Source organism: Rhizobium sp. CF080 (assembly GCF_000282095.2).
Taxonomy (GTDB): Bacteria; Pseudomonadota; Alphaproteobacteria; order Rhizobiales; family Rhizobiaceae; genus Neorhizobium.
In genome coordinates, this window is record NZ_AKKC02000002.1 from 55,424 (window position 1) to 73,020 (window position 17,597).

The 17,597-nt window shown below is 61.3% G+C and carries 14 protein-coding genes and 1 tRNA gene; 6 read left to right on the forward strand and 9 right to left on the reverse strand.

The window, feature by feature from the left end; genetic code table 11:
• Positions 1–54: 54 nt before the first annotated feature.
• Entirely contained in the window at positions 55–318 is a 264-nt protein-coding gene (locus tag PMI07_RS01485; RefSeq protein WP_007759733.1) for a pentapeptide MXKDX repeat protein, read from the reverse strand.
• A gap of 186 nt (positions 319–504) precedes the next feature.
• Here PMI07_RS01485 and PMI07_RS01490 point away from each other — a divergent pair, with 186 nt between their 5' ends.
• Entirely contained in the window at positions 505–1,053 is a 549-nt protein-coding gene (locus tag PMI07_RS01490; protein WP_007759730.1) for a sigma-70 family RNA polymerase sigma factor, read from the forward strand.
• Positions 1,050–1,694: a DUF1109 domain-containing protein gene (locus PMI07_RS01495; protein WP_007759729.1), complete on the forward strand. Its 645-nt coding sequence runs from the start codon at positions 1,050–1,052 to the stop codon at positions 1,692–1,694. Before PMI07_RS01490 ends, PMI07_RS01495 begins: the two co-directional genes overlap by 4 nt.
• A gap of 76 nt (positions 1,695–1,770) precedes the next feature.
• Here the strand turns inward: PMI07_RS01495 and PMI07_RS01500 are convergent.
• Positions 1,771–1,847: transfer RNA gene (locus PMI07_RS01500), tRNA-His, on the reverse strand.
• Between the two features lie 125 nt (positions 1,848–1,972).
• Positions 1,973–2,419, reverse strand: coding sequence for a phasin (locus tag PMI07_RS01505; protein ID WP_007759727.1), 447 nt, complete (start codon positions 2,417–2,419; stop codon positions 1,973–1,975).
• A 237-nt stretch (positions 2,420–2,656) separates the two neighbouring features.
• On the opposite strand from PMI07_RS01505, the gene PMI07_RS01510 reads away from it, so the two are divergent.
• Positions 2,657–6,676 (forward strand): PAS domain-containing sensor histidine kinase, encoded by a 4,020-nt coding sequence (locus tag PMI07_RS01510; RefSeq protein ID WP_024163474.1) that lies wholly within the window; start codon positions 2,657–2,659, stop codon positions 6,674–6,676.
• Between the two features lie 353 nt (positions 6,677–7,029).
• Here PMI07_RS01510 and PMI07_RS01515 read toward each other — a convergent pair whose 3' ends face one another.
• Positions 7,030–8,982 carry an acetoacetate--CoA ligase gene (locus tag PMI07_RS01515; RefSeq protein WP_007759442.1) on the reverse strand — a complete coding sequence of 651 codons (1,953 nt, stop codon included), beginning with the start codon at positions 8,980–8,982 and terminating at the stop codon, positions 7,030–7,032.
• 117 nt (positions 8,983–9,099) lie between these two features.
• Here PMI07_RS01515 and PMI07_RS01520 point away from each other — a divergent pair, with 117 nt between their 5' ends.
• Entirely contained in the window at positions 9,100–11,031 is a 1,932-nt protein-coding gene (locus PMI07_RS01520; RefSeq protein ID WP_024163475.1) for an AsmA-like C-terminal region-containing protein, read from the forward strand.
• A 28-nt stretch (positions 11,032–11,059) separates the two neighbouring features.
• Positions 11,060–11,305, forward strand: a complete 246-nt coding sequence (locus PMI07_RS01525; protein WP_007759438.1) for a hypothetical protein — start codon at positions 11,060–11,062, stop codon at positions 11,303–11,305.
• Between the two features lie 3 nt (positions 11,306–11,308).
• On the opposite strand, the gene PMI07_RS01530 is transcribed toward PMI07_RS01525, so the two are convergent.
• From PMI07_RS01530 to PMI07_RS01550, 5 genes are all read right to left on the reverse strand, one after another.
• Positions 11,309–12,127: an ABC transporter permease gene (locus PMI07_RS01530; RefSeq protein ID WP_007759435.1), complete on the reverse strand. Its 819-nt coding sequence runs from the start codon at positions 12,125–12,127 to the stop codon at positions 11,309–11,311.
• Between the two features lies 1 nt (position 12,128).
• The gene (locus PMI07_RS01535) at positions 12,129–13,046 is read right to left on the reverse strand and encodes an ABC transporter permease subunit (RefSeq protein WP_007759434.1); all 918 of its coding nucleotides are present in this window, start codon (positions 13,044–13,046) and stop codon (positions 12,129–12,131) included.
• Positions 13,047–13,061: 15 nt separating this feature from the next.
• On the reverse strand, positions 13,062–14,219 hold the full coding sequence (locus PMI07_RS01540; protein ID WP_007759431.1) for an ABC transporter ATP-binding protein: 1,158 nt from the start codon (positions 14,217–14,219) through the stop codon (positions 13,062–13,064).
• Positions 14,220–14,293: 74 nt separating this feature from the next.
• Positions 14,294–15,391 carry a polyamine ABC transporter substrate-binding protein gene (locus PMI07_RS01545; protein ID WP_007759427.1) on the reverse strand — a complete coding sequence of 366 codons (1,098 nt, stop codon included), beginning with the start codon at positions 15,389–15,391 and terminating at the stop codon, positions 14,294–14,296.
• A gap of 124 nt (positions 15,392–15,515) precedes the next feature.
• Positions 15,516–16,934, reverse strand: coding sequence for an XRE family transcriptional regulator (locus PMI07_RS01550; protein WP_007759425.1), 1,419 nt, complete (start codon positions 16,932–16,934; stop codon positions 15,516–15,518).
• 258 nt (positions 16,935–17,192) lie between these two features.
• Here PMI07_RS01550 and PMI07_RS01555 point away from each other — a divergent pair, with 258 nt between their 5' ends.
• Positions 17,193–17,432, forward strand: coding sequence for a hypothetical protein (locus tag PMI07_RS01555; protein WP_007759423.1), 240 nt, complete (start codon positions 17,193–17,195; stop codon positions 17,430–17,432).
• The last annotated feature ends 165 nt before the right edge of the window (positions 17,433–17,597 follow it).

The following is a 17,597-nucleotide window of genomic DNA, read 5'->3' on the forward strand; positions in this document are numbered from 1 at the left end:
CAATGAGACGCGGCCGCGATACAAAAAGTTTCAGCGGCCGCGGATTTCATGGGATCACTTCATCGCGTCGCAGGCCTTCATCATGTCGGACTTCTTCATCGCATCCTTTTCCATGCCGGCGTTGTGCATGCAGTCGGTCTTGGTGCTGCCCGTCGCCATCGAGTCCTTCTTCATCGCGTCCGGCTTCATGGCGTCGGTCTTCATGCTGTCCTTCTTCATCGCGTCGGAACTCATGCTGCTCTGAGCGCTCGCCACACCGGCAAGCGAAAGGCCGACAAGGAAGGTGCAGGCTGCGAGGCAGGAAAGAAGCTTGGTCATGGGATGTCCTCCTGGGATCAATCAATGTGTCCGCCGGCCGCCTGCCGAAGGCTCACAACCATCCATTCGATCCCCGCAGAAAGTCGTTACAGCTTCACGGCGATGTGATAGGCCTGAGGCATCCGGAGAATTTTCCATTCCGCCTGTAACCGTTTACGTGCCTTTCCGAATGATCATTGAAACAGCATGATGAGCGCCCATTCGGAAGAAGCCCTGAAGGCCCTGATGCTTCTCTCCCTTGACGGGGACGAGGCAGCCTATCGGCGTTTGCTCAACGCGGTGCGCGTCCTGCTGATCGGATATTACAGCCGCCGAATGGCTGCTGCGACGAAGGCGGACATGGAAGACCTTGTCCAGGAGACATTGCTGGCGCTGCATTCCCGCCGGGGGACCTACGATCGTGAGCGGCCGTTCACGGCGTGGTTCTTCTCGATCGCCCGCTACAAGCTGATCGACCACCATCGCGGCCGCGGCGGCCGCATTATGGCAGAGACGGAGCTCGGCGAGGATGTCGAGAGCGATTACAACGAGGAGGCCTTGACCGCTCGAATGGATGTCGAGCGACTTCTGGAAGGCCTGCCGGAGAAACAGCGGGAATTGATCCGCCAGGTGAAGATCGAGGGTCAGTCGGTGGCAGACACCGCAAGCCGTATCGGCCAGTCGGAATCAGCGGTCAAGGTCGGCATTCATAGAGGTCTCAAGGCGCTGGCGGAGAAATTGCGAGGCGGAAAGTGAGAAAGACGGACAACATCATCGACAGCCTGGTGGGCGATCTGAAGCCGGTGCCGCGACACGCGCTGGAGAGGCGGTTCGCGATCGGCATCCTGCCGGCGCTCGCCGTGTCGCTGGTGCTGATGCTCGCGATCCTCGGCCTGCGCATCGACATGGCTGAAGCGCTGATGCTGCCGGCGTTCTGGATCAAGTCCGCCTACAATGCCCTTCTGGCGATCGCCGCTTTCCTAGCCGCCTATCATCTGGCCCGGCCCGACGGCTCCCAAGGACGGTTCTTCCAGATTGCGGCAGCCATCGTCGTGACGATGGCGGTGGTCGCGGTGATCCAGTTGATAATGTCACCTGTCGATACCTACCCCAAGATGATCCTCGGATCTTCGGCGCTGCATTGCCCGCTGCTGATCTTCCTCTTCGCGCTTCCGGTATTTGCTGGAAATATCTGGGTGCTTAGACGCGGCGCGCCGACGGAGCTGAGGCTTACCGGCTTTATCGCCGGCATCGCGGCAGGTGCTGCCGGCGCCTGGGTCTATTCCTGGTTCTGCACCGAGAACGGCATGCCCTTCGTGCTCATCTGGTATTCGCTCGGCATCCTGCTGACGGGCATTCTCGGCTCGCTCATGGGGCCGCGCCTGCTGCGCTGGTGAGCCTGCAAATACATGCACCGGTGCCTAAGGCACTCAGGTACCATCAGATTTCAACAAAATTCGTGATTTTGAGAAATGGTACGGTTGGGGGGTCTCGAACCTCCGACCTCAGGTGCCACAAACCTGCGCTCTAACCAACTGAGCTACAACCGCACAAGCGCCCTTGAGCGCCGTTGGGGGGTCACATACGGCGATCGGACTTTTTTTGCAAGTCCTTTCCCGCAAATAGAAGAGGCCGGAGCATGCTCCGGCCTTCTCCTTGAAATCAAGCTCAGGAATTAGGCAGCCTTGAAGGTCGTCATGGCTTTTTCAGCGGCTTCCTTGCCGGGCTTCGTCACGTCTTCGACGATCTTGCGGGCGGTGTCCTGCATGGACTTCGCCTGTTCAACCGTGATTTCAGCCTGCTTGCGAATGAAGCCGGTCTGAAGTTCGATCAGTTCGGCAAAGGACTTCACGCCGAGCAGCTTTTCCATGTGGGCCAGCGAGATCTCAGCATTGGTGCGCAGAGCGTCAATCGTCTTAAGGCCGAGCTCTACAGAGCCGGACTGAGCCGATTGCATTGTGGATTCCACCGTTTTGGTGGCTTCCTCGGCAGCGGCTTTCATCTTAGCATAAGCTTCGCGAGACTGGGTGGCACCCTTTTCGGCGAAGTCGCGGAAGCCTTCGGTCATCTTGGACGGATCGAAAGCGGAGAAGGAAAAGATATCGTCGGTCTTGTATGCCATCGTTTTAGGTCCTCGTTGGCGATTTCTTCGGCAGAACCGAAGATGTCATGCCTCTTATATAGACCATCTCGTTGTGCATTGCAATATCATTGTGCGCTGCACAATAAAATGATTCCCGGAATTAACCCTATCGACGGTTTGGGGAGCGCCACTCTCGACCCGAAGGCAGCGGAAGGTTATTAACAATCCGTTAAACTACGTAGAAGTCCGGTCACAAACGCCCTGTAGGTTTTGCCTATGTCCGCAGTCCAATACCCGTTCATCGATATTGCCGTGCACGAGCGCGTCCGCGATCGTTTTGCAGCGGGCGAAGCGATCGTGCTGTTTTCTCCGGACATGAAAAACCCTCTCTGGGCAAATGGACGCGGCGCCGATCTTTTTGGCTTCAGTTCCATCTACGATTTCCTGGACCAGGGGCCTAACCACGTCGATATCGCCTTCCGCCAGATCGAAGCGGCGGCGCGCCAGCTCGACCAAGTCGGCGACATCCGCAACCTGACGATCCGCGTCGCTTCCGGGTTCCAGCGTATCCCCGTGCAGGCGGTCTGCGAGCTTGTCCAGGTTCAGGGCGAAACGGCGGTGCTGTTCAGCGCGCCGGGCGAAAAGGGGAGGCTTTCGGGTTCCGCCTCTGCGGCGCGGATGATCGAAGGCTTCGACGACCCCGACACGCATATGGCGGTGATCGACGAAAACGGTGAGATACTCGCCGCTTCGGCTGAATTTGCCGGGCTCGGTGTTTCCACCCAGACCGCCAAGATGATGACGACCATGGCGGGCGCCGATCCGAGCCGCCTGGTGAAGCGCCCGATCCCGACTGCCAAAGGTTACCTGCCGGCTGCCATCGGCAAACTGTCCAGCGAACCGGCCCTGCATCTCCTGTTCACGGTCGAGACCGAACAGGGCCGCGCCGCCGCCGCGAACGGCTACGAGCCGCGCGATGAGGCGCCGGCGACCCCGGAAGACGACCAGGCCAGCGCCGGGATCGTTATGGAAGCTGCCCCCCCGGCCACCGGCGACAGCGCCGAGGACTTGACGGTCGAGGCCATCTCGGCCGACGGTTTTGCCGATGTGATCGCCGCCGTGTCGGAAATCGAGGACACGGAAGAACCGGAAGAAGAGATCCTGCTGGAAACCGGTGAAAATCTCGCTCCTGTTCAGGCCGCCGCTTCCGGGGCAATGGTGGAAGAGGCCGCGTCTGAAAAAGCAGAGCCCATCGCCGAAGCCGAGGCTGTTTCCTCGGTCGAGGCGATCGAGACGGCGGAAGAGCTCGTTTCCGAAACCGCGACCGCGGAACCCTTGGTCGCCGAACCGCCGCTCATGGAAGCCGCGCCTGCAATCGACCCTCCGGATGCTGAAATCGCGGCACGGGAACCGGCCGGTTTCGTTTTCCGCCGCGATGGACGCGCAACCCGCTTCGTCTGGAAGATCGATTCGGAAGGGCGATTCCGGGAAGTTTCGACCGAATTTGCCGATGCCGTCGGCCCGCATGCCGCCGATATCAACGGCATGGCCTTTACCGATCTCGCGGCCCTCTTCCATCTCGACCCCGAGGGCAAGATCACCGAACTGCTCAACAAGCGCGACACCTGGTCCGGCAAGACCATCTGGTGGCCGATCGAGGGCACCTCGCTGGTCGTGCCGGTTGATCTCGCGGCACTGCCGACCTATACCCGCACCCGCGAATTCGACGGTTTTCGCGGATTCGGCATCGTTCGCATCAGCGATGCGGCCGAGGATCCGAATGCCGTCGGGCTGACGCTGACCCGGGCCGTGCCGGAGGATGTCGTCGAACAGGAAGCGGAGAGCGTTTCCGAAGCCTATGAGATGCCCGTCGATGCGTTGGAATTGGCGGCGGACGACAATCTTTCCGTTTGGCAGGAAGAAACTTCCGATGTACCGGCGGAAATCGTCGAGATCGAGGAGCACACTCCTGACGTTGGCGCCGGCGAAGATACAATCATCGAAGGCCCCGCGAGCGACGAATCGGTTGCGGAGGCCATTGCAGCGGACGAGGCCGTGATATCCGAGGAACCGGAGATCGCCGAAGACGCCGAGCAGCCGGCTGCCGCCGAAGACATTTCCGCGGACGCCGCGCCTTCCGAAGACCTGCTGGCCGAGCCGGTCACGCAGGACGAGCCGAAGTCATCCATGTCCGGCCGGCAGATCCCTTCGCTGCTCGACTGGCCGGCGGGCGAACGCCCGGCTCTCCGCATCGTCGAAAATGCCGGCCGCCGTCATTCCGACAAGGTCATCCAGCTCGAGGAGCGCCGCTCAAACCGGCGCGACGGGCTCACTCCCATCGAACAGGCGGCGTTCCGCGAGATCGCCCGCCAGCTCGACAATTTCGTCGGCCGCCGCAACGAGGAAAAGACGCCGGGGATTCCGACTGAAGCGGAAGCCCCCGCAGTTGAACAGAGCGAACCGACCGCAGTCGAACCAGCTGCGGTCGAGCACGAGACGGTAAGCGCAGAGCCTTTCGATCCCGTTTCGGAAGACGCGATCGAAGCTCCGGCGGAAGCCATGCCCGAAATTGAAACCGCTCCCGAAGCGGAGGTTGCTCCCGAAGCCGAAGATATTTCCGAGGAGGAGGCCATCGCCTTCGCGCAGGACGCGAACGAGGCCTTTGCCGACGCCCCGATAGAGCCCGTCGCGGATAAGGAAGCGGTTGCGGAAGAACCGGCCGACCCGCATCCGGAGCTTTCCGATCGCGAACTTTTAAGCCAGATGATCCCGGTCCGCGAGCGGATCGGCCTTTCCGCCGAGATCGTCGACCAGATGCCCGTGGCTCTCCTGGTTCATGCCGGGGACCTGCTGATCCACGGCAATCCGGAATTCCTGCGGCTCACCGGCTATGCCTCGGTGAGCGAGCTGGCGGAAGTTGGCGGTCTCGATGCGCTGCTGCAGCGCCAGGATCTCGAGGGCAAGACGACGGAAGCCGGCGGCATGGTCGTGGTGCGCGCCGACGATGCGCTGGTGCCCGTCACGGCGCGGCTGCAATCCGTCCGCTGGGACAATTCGACCGTTCTCATGCTGGCATTGATGCCGGTCGTCGCCGAGACGCAGACCTCCAGCGAAGGCGGAGAAGCGGCGGACGTGATTCCGTTGCGTGCGCCCCGCCCTGCCGATCAGCTCGCCAAGTTGCAGGTCGAGGTGACGGAACTGCGCGCCATCCTGGAAACGGCCACCGACGGTGTGGTGATCATCGGCGCTGAAGGGGATATCCGCTCCTTGAACCGGGCCGCGAGCGCGCTCTTCAACTACGATAATGAAGAGATCAACGGCAAACCCTTCGTCACGCTGTTTGCCCATGAGAGCCAGCGAGCGATCCTCGACTATCTCGCAGGCCTTGCCGGCCACGGCGTCGCCAGCGTCCTCAACGACGGCCGAGAAGTGATCGGCCGCGAGGCGTCCGGCGGCTTTCTGCCGCTGTTCATGACGATCGGCAAGCTGACCTCCTCGAACGGCTATTGCGCCGTCATCCGCGACATCACCCAATGGAAGCGCACCGAAGACGAATTGCGCACCGCCAAGCGCGCCGCCGAAACCGCAAACGCCCACAAGAGCGAGTTCCTCGCGCATGTGAGCCATGAGATCCGCACCCCGCTCAACGCGATCATCGGCTTTGCCGACATGATGGCGACCGAACGCTTCGGGCAGATCGGCCACGCCCGTTATGTGGAATATGCCAACGACATCAGCCGATCCGGCCGGCACGTACTCGATATCGTCAACGACCTTCTCGACATTTCGAAGATAGAGGCCGGCGAGATGGAGCTCGATTTCGTCGCCGTCGGCCTGAACGAGGCGGTGTCTGAAGCTGTTTCTCTGGTACAGCCCCAGGCAAACGGCCAGCGCGTCATCATCCGCACGGCGCTCTCGCATGCCGTGCCGCAGGTGGTGGCCGATCCGCGCTCGATCAAGCAGATCGTGCTGAACATCCTGTCGAACGCCATCCGCTTCACGCCGTCGGGCGGGCAGATCGTGGTGTCCACCGCCTACGAGACGAACGGCAATGTCGTGCTTCGCGTCCGCGATACCGGCATCGGCATGACCCGCTCGGAACTGGAACTCGCCATGAAGCCGTTCCGCCAGGTGTCGGGCGCTTCGCACAAGCGCGGCGATGGCACCGGGCTCGGCCTGCCGCTGACCAAGGCCATGGTCGACGCAAACCGTGCCGCCTTCGCCATCACCTCGGCGCCGAACGAAGGCACGCTGGTGGAAATCACCTTCCCTTCACCGCGGGTGCTTGCCAACTGATGCGGGGATTATGACCCCGGTTTCGGCCTCGTCGCCGCGTGACATGTTTCAGGTTTCCAGGCTGCAGGCCGATCAATTGCAACTGGAAGAAATAACAGTTTAAAGTTGCATTCAGGTTCAAAAGAAAGGCAGCCGAAGCTGCCTTTGAAGTTTAATGCTGTCCAACGAGGGTCGGAGGAGACGTCATGTCTATGAAAGCTCGCGGCTAGGCGTATTTCATACACGAGACGAAACCATGTTGCTCCACTTTTGATCAAAGCGGCTTAATGGGCCGTTAACAGCGTCCAGTTTCTGGAATTTATGTTGGATCTGTACCATGGCGATACATGCGGCCTCATCCGCATACCAGCCATTCAGCTTTTCAATTCGGCAAGTCCATCAAACAGATCCAGCGCTTCCGGGTTGGCGAGCGTCTCCTTGTTCTTGACGGCCCGGCCATGGACGACGTCGCGGACTGCCAGTTCGACGATCTTGCCGGACTTGGTGCGCGGGATATCGGCGACCTGGATGACCTTGGCCGGCACATGGCGCGGCGAAGCGCCGGTGCGGATGCGGGCCTTGATCGCCTTGACGAGATCGTCGCTGAGCTGCAGTCCATTGGCGAGGCGGACGAAGAGAATGACTCGCACGTCGTCGTCCCAGTCCTGACCGATGCAGATGGCTTCCGCAACCTCTTCCATCTGCTCGACCTGATTGTAGATCTCGGCGGTGCCGATGCGCACGCCGCCCGGGTTGAGCGTCGCGTCCGATCGGCCATGGATGACAATGCCGCCATGCTCCGTCCACTCCGCAAAATCGCCGTGGCACCAGACATTGTCGAAGCGCTCGAAATAAGCCGCCCGATATTTTTTACCCTCGGGATCGTTCCAGAACATGATCGGCATGGACGGAAGCGCCTTGGTGCAGACAAGCTCGCCCTTTTCCCCGCGCACCGGCTTGCCGTCGTCGTTCCACACATCGACGGCCAAGGCCAGGCCCGGCCCCTGGATCTCGCCGCGCCAGACGGGTTTGAGCGGATTGCCGAGCACGAAACAGGAGACGATGTCCGTGCCGCCCGAGACGGAGGCAAGATGCACGTCGCTCCTGACACCCTCATAAACGAAAGAGAAGCCTTCCGAAGACAGCGGCGATCCGGTCGAGATCACCAAACGGAGTGCCGAGAGATCATGACTCTCCTTCGGCACGATGCCGCCCTTGCGCACCGCGTCGATATATTTCGCCGATGTGCCGAATACCGCGAAGCGCTCCGCTTCGGCATAATCGAATAGGACATTGCCATCCGGAGCGAAAGGGGATCCGTCGAACAGACAGAGCGTGGCGCCAGATGCGAGACCGGACACCAGCCAGTTCCACATCATCCAGCCGCAGGTGGTGAAATAGAACAGCTTTTCACCGGGCTCGAGACTGCAATGGAAACGATGTTCCTTGATGTGCTGCAGCAGCGTGCCGCCGGCCGAATGGACGATGCATTTCGGCACGCCGGTCGTGCCGGACGAGAAAAGAATGTAGAGCGGATGCGAGAAAGGCAGCGCTTCGAATTCGACGGCCTTCGCCTCAAAAGGCGTAGTGAAATCGGCAAGCGTGCGGCCGTCGGCAAGCGATGCGGCCAGTGCCGGCGCGTCGCCCGCATAGGGCACGACCAGAACCGGCGTCTTTAGCACGTCGGAGACCGCCTTCACCTTGGCGGCGACATCCTGGAACTTGCCGTTATACCAATAGCCATCGCAGGTAATGAACAGTTTTGGGCCGATCTGTCCGAAACGGTCGAGCACGCCCTGTTCGCCGAAATCGGGAGAACAGGAGGACCAGATCACGCCGATCGAGGCGGCGGCCAGCATACATGCAATGGTTTCCGGCATGTTCGGCATCATCGCGGCGACGCGGTCGCCTTTTTCGATGCCGAGTGTTTTAAGGGCTTGCTGCAGGCGCGAGACTTCAGCACGGAGCTTGTCCCAGGACCAGCGATAGCTCACCTTGTCCTCGCCGCGGAAGATCAGCGCGTCTCCGGCGCCGGTTCCGGACAGCAGGTTTTCGGCGAAATTCAACGTCGCATCGGGGAAGAACCGGGCGGCCAGCATGTCGTCGCCATTGATCAGCGCAAGTGCGCCGCGCTCGCCCTTGACGCCACAATAATCCCAGACCGCCGACCAGAAATCGGCGCGCTCGAAGATCGACCAGGCATAGAATGCATCATAGTCCGGAAAGCTTTTGCCAAAGCGCTCGGCGCACCAGCCTATGAACTGATAAAGCGGGATTTTCTGCTCCGCTTCCTTCGAGGGGCTCCACAGCGGCTGTTCGTTCCCCATTCCCATTCCTCCACCCCAGAGGACCCTGCCCGCATTGGAATCAGGGGCGCGTCCCGTTCCCATCCGCGCCCAAGCTTCAAGGCCGAACGTATCGATCTGTATAGCATGTTGCACCGCATGATAAAGGGACCGCCGGGGCGTTTCACGGGTTTGCGCGGGGGCCGCATTTCCTATATGCGCGTGGGGATCATGCTCAACAACCCGATCGGAAATCTGCGGAAGAACCTGGGGCGCCCGCTGGGCCGCCGGCCGCGCCGTATTCTGATCGGCGCCATCATCGCGCTCTGCCTCTTCTCGCTTTTCCAGATCATCGCACCGTTCCTGATTTCATCGACCGTGGTGCGCGAAAGCATGGAGCGGGCCGTCGCCGAATGGACCGGCCACGACGTGACGATCGAGGGGACACCGGATATCCGCTTCTGGCCCGAACCCAGGATCACGCTCAGGGAGATCACCATCCGAAAGCAGGCGGAGGCCGGGGAGCGCGTGCTCGGCCGGGTCGCTCGGCTTTCGGCCTCCTTCGATCTCCTGGAGGCCTTGGTCGGACAGCCAGAATTCAAGAACTTTCGCCTCACGGACCCGAAGATTTACGTTCTCAGGGAAGCGGACGGCAGGCTCGACTGGGCGAATGACGGGCTGCTCAGTCGCGCCGTGCGCGACGCACGACCGGACAGCAGCGGCCAGGTACTGACGGCGGATGACGATGCGCGCGTAGGCGATGTCCGCATCAGCAACGGAGTGTTCGAAATCTCCGACGTCGCCAGCGGCCGGGTCACGCGGTTCCAGTCGATCAATGGCACGCTCGATTGGCCCTGGCTGTCACGCGGCCTGGAGCTGAAGGCAGATGCCAATCTCAACGGCCAGGCGCTAACGCTGGACATGAGCTCGACGCAACCCCTGCTGCTGCTTTCGGGCAAAAGCGGCAATCTCTCGGGCACGATGGCATCCGCTCTCTTTCACGGCCAATTCCGAGGCGTCGCCAATCTTGCCGCGCATGCGTTTCTTTCCGGCGATGCCGAACTGACGGTTCCCGATCTTTCTGCGGTGATGCGCTGGTCCGGGCTGAACTTGGCCGGTGTCGAACGGCTGAAGAGCTTTTCGCTGAATACCCGGCTCGTCACCAATGACAACATCCTGCGTTTCGACAACCTGTCCCTCGGTCTCAACGACATCAAGGCGACCGGCATACTCGATCTCATGCTGCCACCGGACAGAGCGCCGAGGCTCGCTGGTACGCTCGCCTTCGACCGGATGGACCTTTCCGCGGCCCTTGCCGCGATAGCGCCGCGCGCCATGGGCGACACCAGCCAGGGCAACGGCCATCTCGCCGGCCTGGAACTCGATCTGAGGCTTTCCGCCCAACAGGCGACGCTCGGGCGTTTCCAGCTTACGGAGGCGGCCGTGAGTATAATGAATGTCGGCGACCAGTCGCGCATCGACATTGCCGACAGCGATTTCGAGACGGGCCGGCTGACCGGCCGGATCGCCACGGTAAAAGGCGGAACGGCCGGAGCCGTGGCGCTGCGTCTTGCCATACAGGACGCTGATTTCGGCAATATCGTCAAGGAACTCGGCCTTGCCGGCCCCCTTCCGGCGGCGCGCGGATCGCTTGATCTGGCGCTCGACGTCGACCGGCCACTCGAACCGGATGCATGGCGCAATGCAAAGGGCACCCTGCGCTTCAGGGCAGAACGCGGTTCGCTTTCAGGCGTCAATCTTGCGGGCGTGCGCCAGCTTGCAGCGCAGAAACCCTATTTCCCCTTGAGCGAGGCCGGTAGCGGCAGTCTGGAATTCGACCATATCGACATATCCGCCAATCTCGCGGATGGCTCGGCGGATATCCGCGAGGGAAAGATCACCGGCTCAATGGAGACGCTGACGCTTTCCGGCGTCATTCCCTATATCAACAACAGCCTCGCGCTCTCCGCGACCGTCGCGCCGGTGGCAATGGGGGCCAATGCCGTGCCACTGACGGTCTTCATCGGCGGCTCCTGGCCCAATCCTGTCATCTGGCCGGTTTCGCAAACCCCGGTTAAGCCCGTACAATAAGCCGAATCAACCGGATGGGGGTTATCTGGTGTCGCGCTTCCTGATCAACCTGTGCAAGGTGCTGCTCGCCTGCCTCATCATGGGCGCGGTTTTGAGCTTCTTCGGCATCACCATGCCGGCGCTACTGGCGCTTCTGCACCTGACGCCCGACGATATCCGGGTCGGGGTTGAAAACGCCTATATCTGGTCGGTGCCGCGTATCGTGCTCGGCGCAGTCATCGTGCTGCCGGCCTGGCTGCTCATCTATATCTTCCTGCCACCGCGCGGCGAGTAATCGTCAGGTCGTGCCGCGGATCGCGGCATGTTCGTCGCGAATACGGCGCATCTCCGCCTGCTTGGTGCTGATCGAGGCGATGATGACGCCGATGGTGACCAGCCCGATCAGGATGGTGCAGATCGCGTTGATCTCCGGCGTGACCCCAAGCCGGACCTGGCTATAGATCTTGATCGGCAGCGTCGTGGCGCCGGGACCGGTCGCGAAACTCGCGATGACGAGATCGTCCAGAGACAGGGTGAAGGCCAGCATCCAGCCGGCGATGACGGCCGGAAAGATCAGTGGCAGGGTGATCTTGAAGAAGGTCTTGACCGGTGGGCAGCCGAGATCGAGCGCGGCCTCCTCGAGGCTGCGGTCGAAGGTCAGCAGCCGCGACTGCACGACGATCGCCACGTAGCACATGGTAAAGGTCGTGTGCGCGATGATGACGGTCCAGAAGCCGCGATCGATGCCGACGGCGACGAACAGTAGCAACAGCGACAGGCCGGTGATTACTTCCGGCATGACCAGCGGCGCGTAGATCATCCCGGAAAACAGCATCCGGCCCGGAAAGCGCGTGAAGCGCACCAGCGAAAGCGCCGCAAGCGTGCCGAGCACGGTGCCGAGCGTCGCGCTGATGACGCCGACACGCGCCGTCACCCAGGCAGCATCCATCAGGCCCTGGTTCGACCACATGGTCTTGTACCATTGCAACGAGAACCCGCCCCAGACCGTGACCAGCTTTGAGGCGTTGAAGGAATAGACCACCAGAATGATGATCGGGATATAGAGGAAGGCGAATCCGAGGGTGAGGACGGTGGCGTCGAAACGGGATGATTTCATCTCAAGTCACCTTCTTCTGCTGGTTCTGGAAGATCATGATCGGCACGACGAGCATGATCAGCAGGATCACCGCCACGGCCGACGCGAGCGGCCAGTCGCGATTGCCGAAGAATTCCGTCCACAACGTCTTGCCGATCATCAGCGTGTCGGCCCCGCCGAGCAGGTCGGGAATGACGAATTCGCCGGTGATCGGAATGAAGCAGATCATCGAACCGGCGATGACGCCCGGCAGCGACAGCGGGAAGGTGATCTTCCAGAACGCCTTCCAGGGCGGGCAGCCGAGATCGCTCGCCGCCTCCAGGAGCGTGTTGTCCATCTTCTCCAGCGCCGAATAGAGCGGTAGGATCATGAACGGCAGGTAGGAATAGACGATGCCGATGAAGACGGCATAGTCGGTGCGGAAGATCTGCACCTGATCGTCGGCGCCGAGAAGACCGACCGACTGGAACAGCAGCGTCAGCAGGCCATCGGGCTTCAGGATGCCGATCCAGGCATAGACGCGGATCAGGAACGAGGTCCAGAACGGCAGGATGACCAGCATGACCAGCGTCGGGCGCAGCATCGTCGGCGCGCGGGCCATGGCGAGCGCCATCGGATAACCGATCAGCAGCAGAAGGAAGGTGGAGATCACTGCGATGCGCAGCGAAGACAGATAGGCTTCGATGTAGAGAGGGTCGTCGGTCAGGAAGAGGTAGTTGTCGAAGTCGAGTTCCGAGACGAAATCGCCGATTGCGCCGAACCCGTCAAAAAGCGGCGTGTAGGGCGGCATGGCGATCGCCGTCTCCGACAGCGAGATCTTGAAGATGATCAGGAAGGGCGCCGCAAAGAACAGCAGCAGCCAGACGTACGGCACCGCGACCACCAGCCAACGGGCAGGATTGGGTTTGTTGGCGGGGTGGGTTTCGGAAACGCTTGCCATCTCCTCGTCCCCCGCTCAGCGCGTCAACACGAGGCCGGCATCGAGCGGCCAGGTGAGCCACACCATGTCGCCGAAAGTGATCGGTCGGTCGACGAGGCGGGAGACATTGGCCTGCGCCGCACGCACCACCCGGCCATCCGCAAGCTTGACGAGGAAAACCGAGAAGTCGCCGAGGTAACCGATATCCCAGACTTCGCCATAGACTGCATTGACCGAGGTATTGGACGGCTGGTCGGGCGAGATGCGAACCTTTTCCGGCCGGACCGCGAAGGCGACCTTGTCGGCCTTCACCGCTTGGCATTCCTGCTCGACAGAGACGGCGATGCCATCGCAATCGATCCTGACTGTCCCCGGTGCGCCGAGCGCACTGCCCGTCTCGGCAACCGTGCCTTCGAGGATGTTGATATCGCCGATGAAATCCGCGACGTAGCGGCTGTTCGGCGCTTCGTAGATCTCGGCCGGCGTCGCCACCTGCATGATGAGGCCCTTATCCATCACCGCGATACGGTCGGACACGGTCATCGCCTCTTCCTGGTCATGGGTGACGATCAGGAAGGTGAGGCCGAGCTTGGTCTGGAGGTCCATCAACTCGAACTGGGTTTCCTCTCGCAGCTTCTTGTCGAGCGCGCCGAGCGGCTCGTCGAGCAGCAAGACCTTGGGTCGCTTGGCGAGCGAGCGGGCAAGTGCGACGCGCTGGCGCTGGCCGCCGGAGAGCTGGTTGGGCTTGCGCTTGGCGAACTGCTCCAGCTTGACGAGCTTCAGCATTTCCTCGACGCGGGTGGCGATCTCGCCCTTCGGGAGATTGTCCTGCTCCAGGCCGAAGGCGATGTTTTTTTCCACCGTCATATGCGGGAAAAGCGCGTAGGACTGGAACATCATGTTGGTCGGGCGGCGATAGGGTGGCACGCCGGAAATATCCTTGCCCTGCAGCAGGATGCGGCCTTCGGTCGGTTCCTCGAAGCCGGCGAGCATGCGCATCAGGGTCGTCTTGCCGCAACCGGAGGGGCCAAGCAGCGAGAAGAATTCCCGCTCGTAGATATCGAGCGTCAGGTTGTCGACGGCGGTGAAGGTGCCGAACCGCTTGGTGATGTTTTCGAAACGGATGAACGGAACCGCCGAAGGATCGGTCCACGGAGAAAATTTGCGTTTAACCGGCCCAAGAGATTTCGCCATGCCCTTACCCCATTTCGCCCGATGGCAGCCCCAAAAGTAATCGGGGCAGACGTTTCCGTCTGCCCCGCCTTTGATCAGCTACCGGTCTTGATCTGCGTCCAGACCCGGTTCAGGACCCGCTGCTCGCGTGGCCCGTATGGCGAAATGGTGAAGAGCTTCTTGACCACGTCTTCCGGCGGATAGACTGAGGGGTTTTCCAGCACTTCCTTGTCGAGGAACTTCTGCGAAGCCAGGTTGCCGTTGGCGTACTGGACGTAGTTCGAGGCCTTGGCGATGACCTCCGGCTTCAGCAGGTAGTTGATGAAGGCATGCGCTTCGGCGACATGCTTCGCGTCCGCCGGGATCGCGAGGTTGTCGAACCACATATACGTGCCTTCCTTGGGAATGATGAACTCGATGTTGACGCCGTTTTTGGCTTCCTCGGCACGGGTCTTGGCCTGCAGCACGTCACCCGACCAGCCGATCGTGATGCAGCTGTCACCGTTGGCGAGTTCATCGATATAGGCCGACGAGTTGAAGGTCTTCACCGATTTGCGGATCTTGTTGTAGACGGCGCCGCCGGCTTCGAGATCCTTGGTGTCCTTGCTGTCGGGGTTCTTGCCGAGATAGTTCAGCGCGATCGCGAAAGTCTCGTCGGAGGCATCGAGGATGTTGATGCCGCAGGACTTCAGCTTGGCGGCGTTTTCCGGCTTGAAGAGAACGCTCCAGCTGTCGATCGGCACGTTGCCGAGCGCTGCCTTCACCTTGTCGACGTTGTAGCCGATACCGGTCGTGCCCCACATGTAGTTGACGGCATACTGATTGCCGGGATCGTATTTCGCGAGCCGCTCGGAAACCACCGGCCACAGGTTGGAAAGGTTGGGCAGCTTCGACTTGTCGAGCTTCTGGAAAACCTTGGCCTGGATCTGGCGGGCGAGGAAAGGCCCGGTCGGAACGACGACATCATAACCGGAACCGCCGGCGAGAAGCTTGGTCTCCAGCATCTCGTTGCTGTCGAACACGTCGTAGATGACCTTGATGCCGGTCTCCTTGGTGAAATCCGCCAGGATCGTCTCATCGATATAGTCCGACCAGTTATAGACGCGGACTTCGCGCTCCTGGGCCAGAGCAGCCGTCGCGGCGAAGGCCGTCGCAGCAACCGCGGCGGCAAGGCTGAGCAAATGACTTTTCATGATCTCTCCTGTTCCAGTTTTTTTCTGCGCAATCATCAAATCACGCCTAAATTCCCTTATATTTTCCGTGAGAGTAAAAAGTAATTTTACACCCCACAAGGGGGAATGTGCGCCGCCGCAAAACTCATTGAAAATCGAAGGCGCTGAGGCCTGTCACCATTTCATCTAGACCGAGAGGTCTAGTCACCGGCGGCTCGGCTCGGGAGAGGCAACCCTGTCTTTCGCAGAGCCGGCAGGCAGTGCCGGCAAGCACCGTGGCCGCCGTCCCGGGCAGTGCTTCGCCATAGACGGTGTCGCCGGCATTCGAGAGATCGCAGCCGAGAAGGATGGCGGTGCGCCGGACCCGCTCGCCAAATCCCGCCTGAGGACCTTCGAGGGTGCGCGACAACGTCAGGAACGTGCCGCCATCCGGCATCTCGACGCGATCGACGAGGACCTGGCCCGGCTGGAGAAAGGCGGCATGAAGCCCAAGCTTCGGACAGAGCCCCCCGAAACGGGCCTGCGGGAAGCCTTGGGCGCCGGCGCGGCGGAGGACATTGCCGGCATGGTCGAGTTCCATCAGGAAAAACGGAATGCCCGGCGCGCCGGAGCGCACGAGCGACGTCAGGCGGTTGGCGACCTGTTCGAACGACACGTCGAAACGGGAGCGCAATACGTCGAGGTCATACCGCGCGCGCTGGGCGGCCGTCAGAAAAGCACCGTAGGGCATCATCAGCGCATGGGCGGCATGGCGGGCGAGTTCGAAACGGCCGATACGCCGCGCCTCGTTGGTGGAGAGGTTGAGGTCATCGAGTTCGGCGGCGATCTCCTGGTCCAGCGCCAGCAGCGCCACTTCCATGGCGAGTTCACGGGTCCGATCGAAGGGCGACAGCCGTTCCGACAGAAACAACCGCATCGAATGACGGTCGTAGCGCCGGCGCAGGTTTGGCATGGCATGGACGGGCAGCGTGCGCACCACGATGCCGTGCTCGCTCTTCGCCCAGGCCTTCAAGGCGCCCGGCAGTTCGTCGCCGGTCCCGAGCCTGGCCGCAAAGATTTCCGCCGCATCCTCGATGCGCGCGAAGAAGTTGGGGCGACGCTCCAACGTCTCGCGCACCTCATCGATCGGCAGCCGCGTGCCCGCGATCGAGGTTTCGTGACCCTCGCGGGTGAGGAGGTCGGCGAGATCGGAAAGCCTGGCCGCCTGCTCGCGATAGGCGCGATAGAGCTTCATCAGCCCGAGCGCCGCGTTGGGGGCCGCCTCCGCCACCTCGATGATTTCCTGGTCCCCGGGGATTTCACCCGCCAGCAGCGGATCGGCGAAGACTTCGCGTAGCCGCGCCGCAAGTCCGCCGCCCTCGCCCTGCAGCGCATCGAGATCGACCTTGTAGACCGAGGCGAGCTTCAGGAGGAGCTGGACGGTGAGCGGCCGCTGGTTGCGTTCGATGAGGTTGAGATAGGAAGGCGAAATGCCGAGCGCTTCGGCCATGGCGGTCTGGGTCAGGCCAAGCCCCAATCGCACCCGCCGCACCCGCGGGCCGGCAAAAATCTTTCGCTCCGCCATTTGTCACCATTTTTACAAAATTCGAAGGTCATCTGACTTTACTATTTTGACATCTTCACAGACGCCCTTGTGAAAGACAAGACATCCTAACCCCTTTGAAGTCGATCATTCTGCATCTTTTCTGGCAGCGCAGCATTCTCTTATGTAAATTCAGTCACATCAAAACCGTCTAGGTGAGTCTGGCCGTATTTACATACCAGGATGCAATGACAGATTTTTACATACGACCCGCCGCCAATCAACAAGAGGAGAACCATCATGAACATCCAGACCCACGTCAAGGAACGCGCAGAAGAGCAGTCGACGACGATGACGCCCGAGCAGCAGGCAGCAATCCGCACGCTTGCCAACGACCTGCATCGCCTCAACCATGCGATCATGAAGGCGGTCGAGGCCGGGGTTTCTGTCGAACTCGTCCGCTCCGCCCGGCATCACGGCGGCGACGGTCATTGGGGCGACCTGATGATACCTGTCATCGTCACCAACCGGGTGCAGTGACCGGAAGACGCGTTTGGGCTGTCGGCCGGCGGAGTGCGGACCGTAGGCCCGGACGCACTTCACCATCCGATCGACCACCGCGCGGATGTCCCGGCGGTGGCGATCGTGGTTGTTCCTCACGATCCATTGGCTTGCCGGAGGCTCGACCCCTATCCGCGCTGGTTC

Bases quoted from the DNA above. Each gene is read 5' to 3' on its own strand.
- PMI07_RS01555 (WP_007759423.1), top strand. From the start codon at position 17,193: ATGAACATCCAGACCCACGTCAAGGAACGCGCAGAAGAGCAGTCGACG.
- PMI07_RS01505 (WP_007759727.1), bottom strand. From the start codon at position 2,419: ATGGCATACAAGACCGACGATATCTTTTCCTTCTCCGCTTTCGATCCG.
- PMI07_RS01485 (WP_007759733.1), bottom strand. From the start codon at position 318: ATGACCAAGCTTCTTTCCTGCCTCGCAGCCTGCACCTTCCTTGTCGGC.
- PMI07_RS01540 (WP_007759431.1), bottom strand. From the start codon at position 14,219: ATGGCGAAATCTCTTGGGCCGGTTAAACGCAAATTTTCTCCGTGGACC.
- PMI07_RS01545 (WP_007759427.1), bottom strand. From the start codon at position 15,391: ATGAAAAGTCATTTGCTCAGCCTTGCCGCCGCGGTTGCTGCGACGGCC.
- PMI07_RS01550 (WP_007759425.1), bottom strand. From the start codon at position 16,934: ATGGCGGAGCGAAAGATTTTTGCCGGCCCGCGGGTGCGGCGGGTGCGA.
- PMI07_RS01520 (WP_024163475.1), top strand. From the start codon at position 9,100: ATGATAAAGGGACCGCCGGGGCGTTTCACGGGTTTGCGCGGGGGCCGC.
- PMI07_RS01510 (WP_024163474.1), top strand. From the start codon at position 2,657: ATGTCCGCAGTCCAATACCCGTTCATCGATATTGCCGTGCACGAGCGC.
- PMI07_RS01515 (WP_007759442.1), bottom strand. From the start codon at position 8,982: ATGGGGAACGAACAGCCGCTGTGGAGCCCCTCGAAGGAAGCGGAGCAG.
- PMI07_RS01535 (WP_007759434.1), bottom strand. From the start codon at position 13,046: ATGGCAAGCGTTTCCGAAACCCACCCCGCCAACAAACCCAATCCTGCC.
- PMI07_RS01490 (WP_007759730.1), top strand. From the start codon at position 505: ATGATGAGCGCCCATTCGGAAGAAGCCCTGAAGGCCCTGATGCTTCTC.
- PMI07_RS01530 (WP_007759435.1), bottom strand. From the start codon at position 12,127: ATGAAATCATCCCGTTTCGACGCCACCGTCCTCACCCTCGGATTCGCC.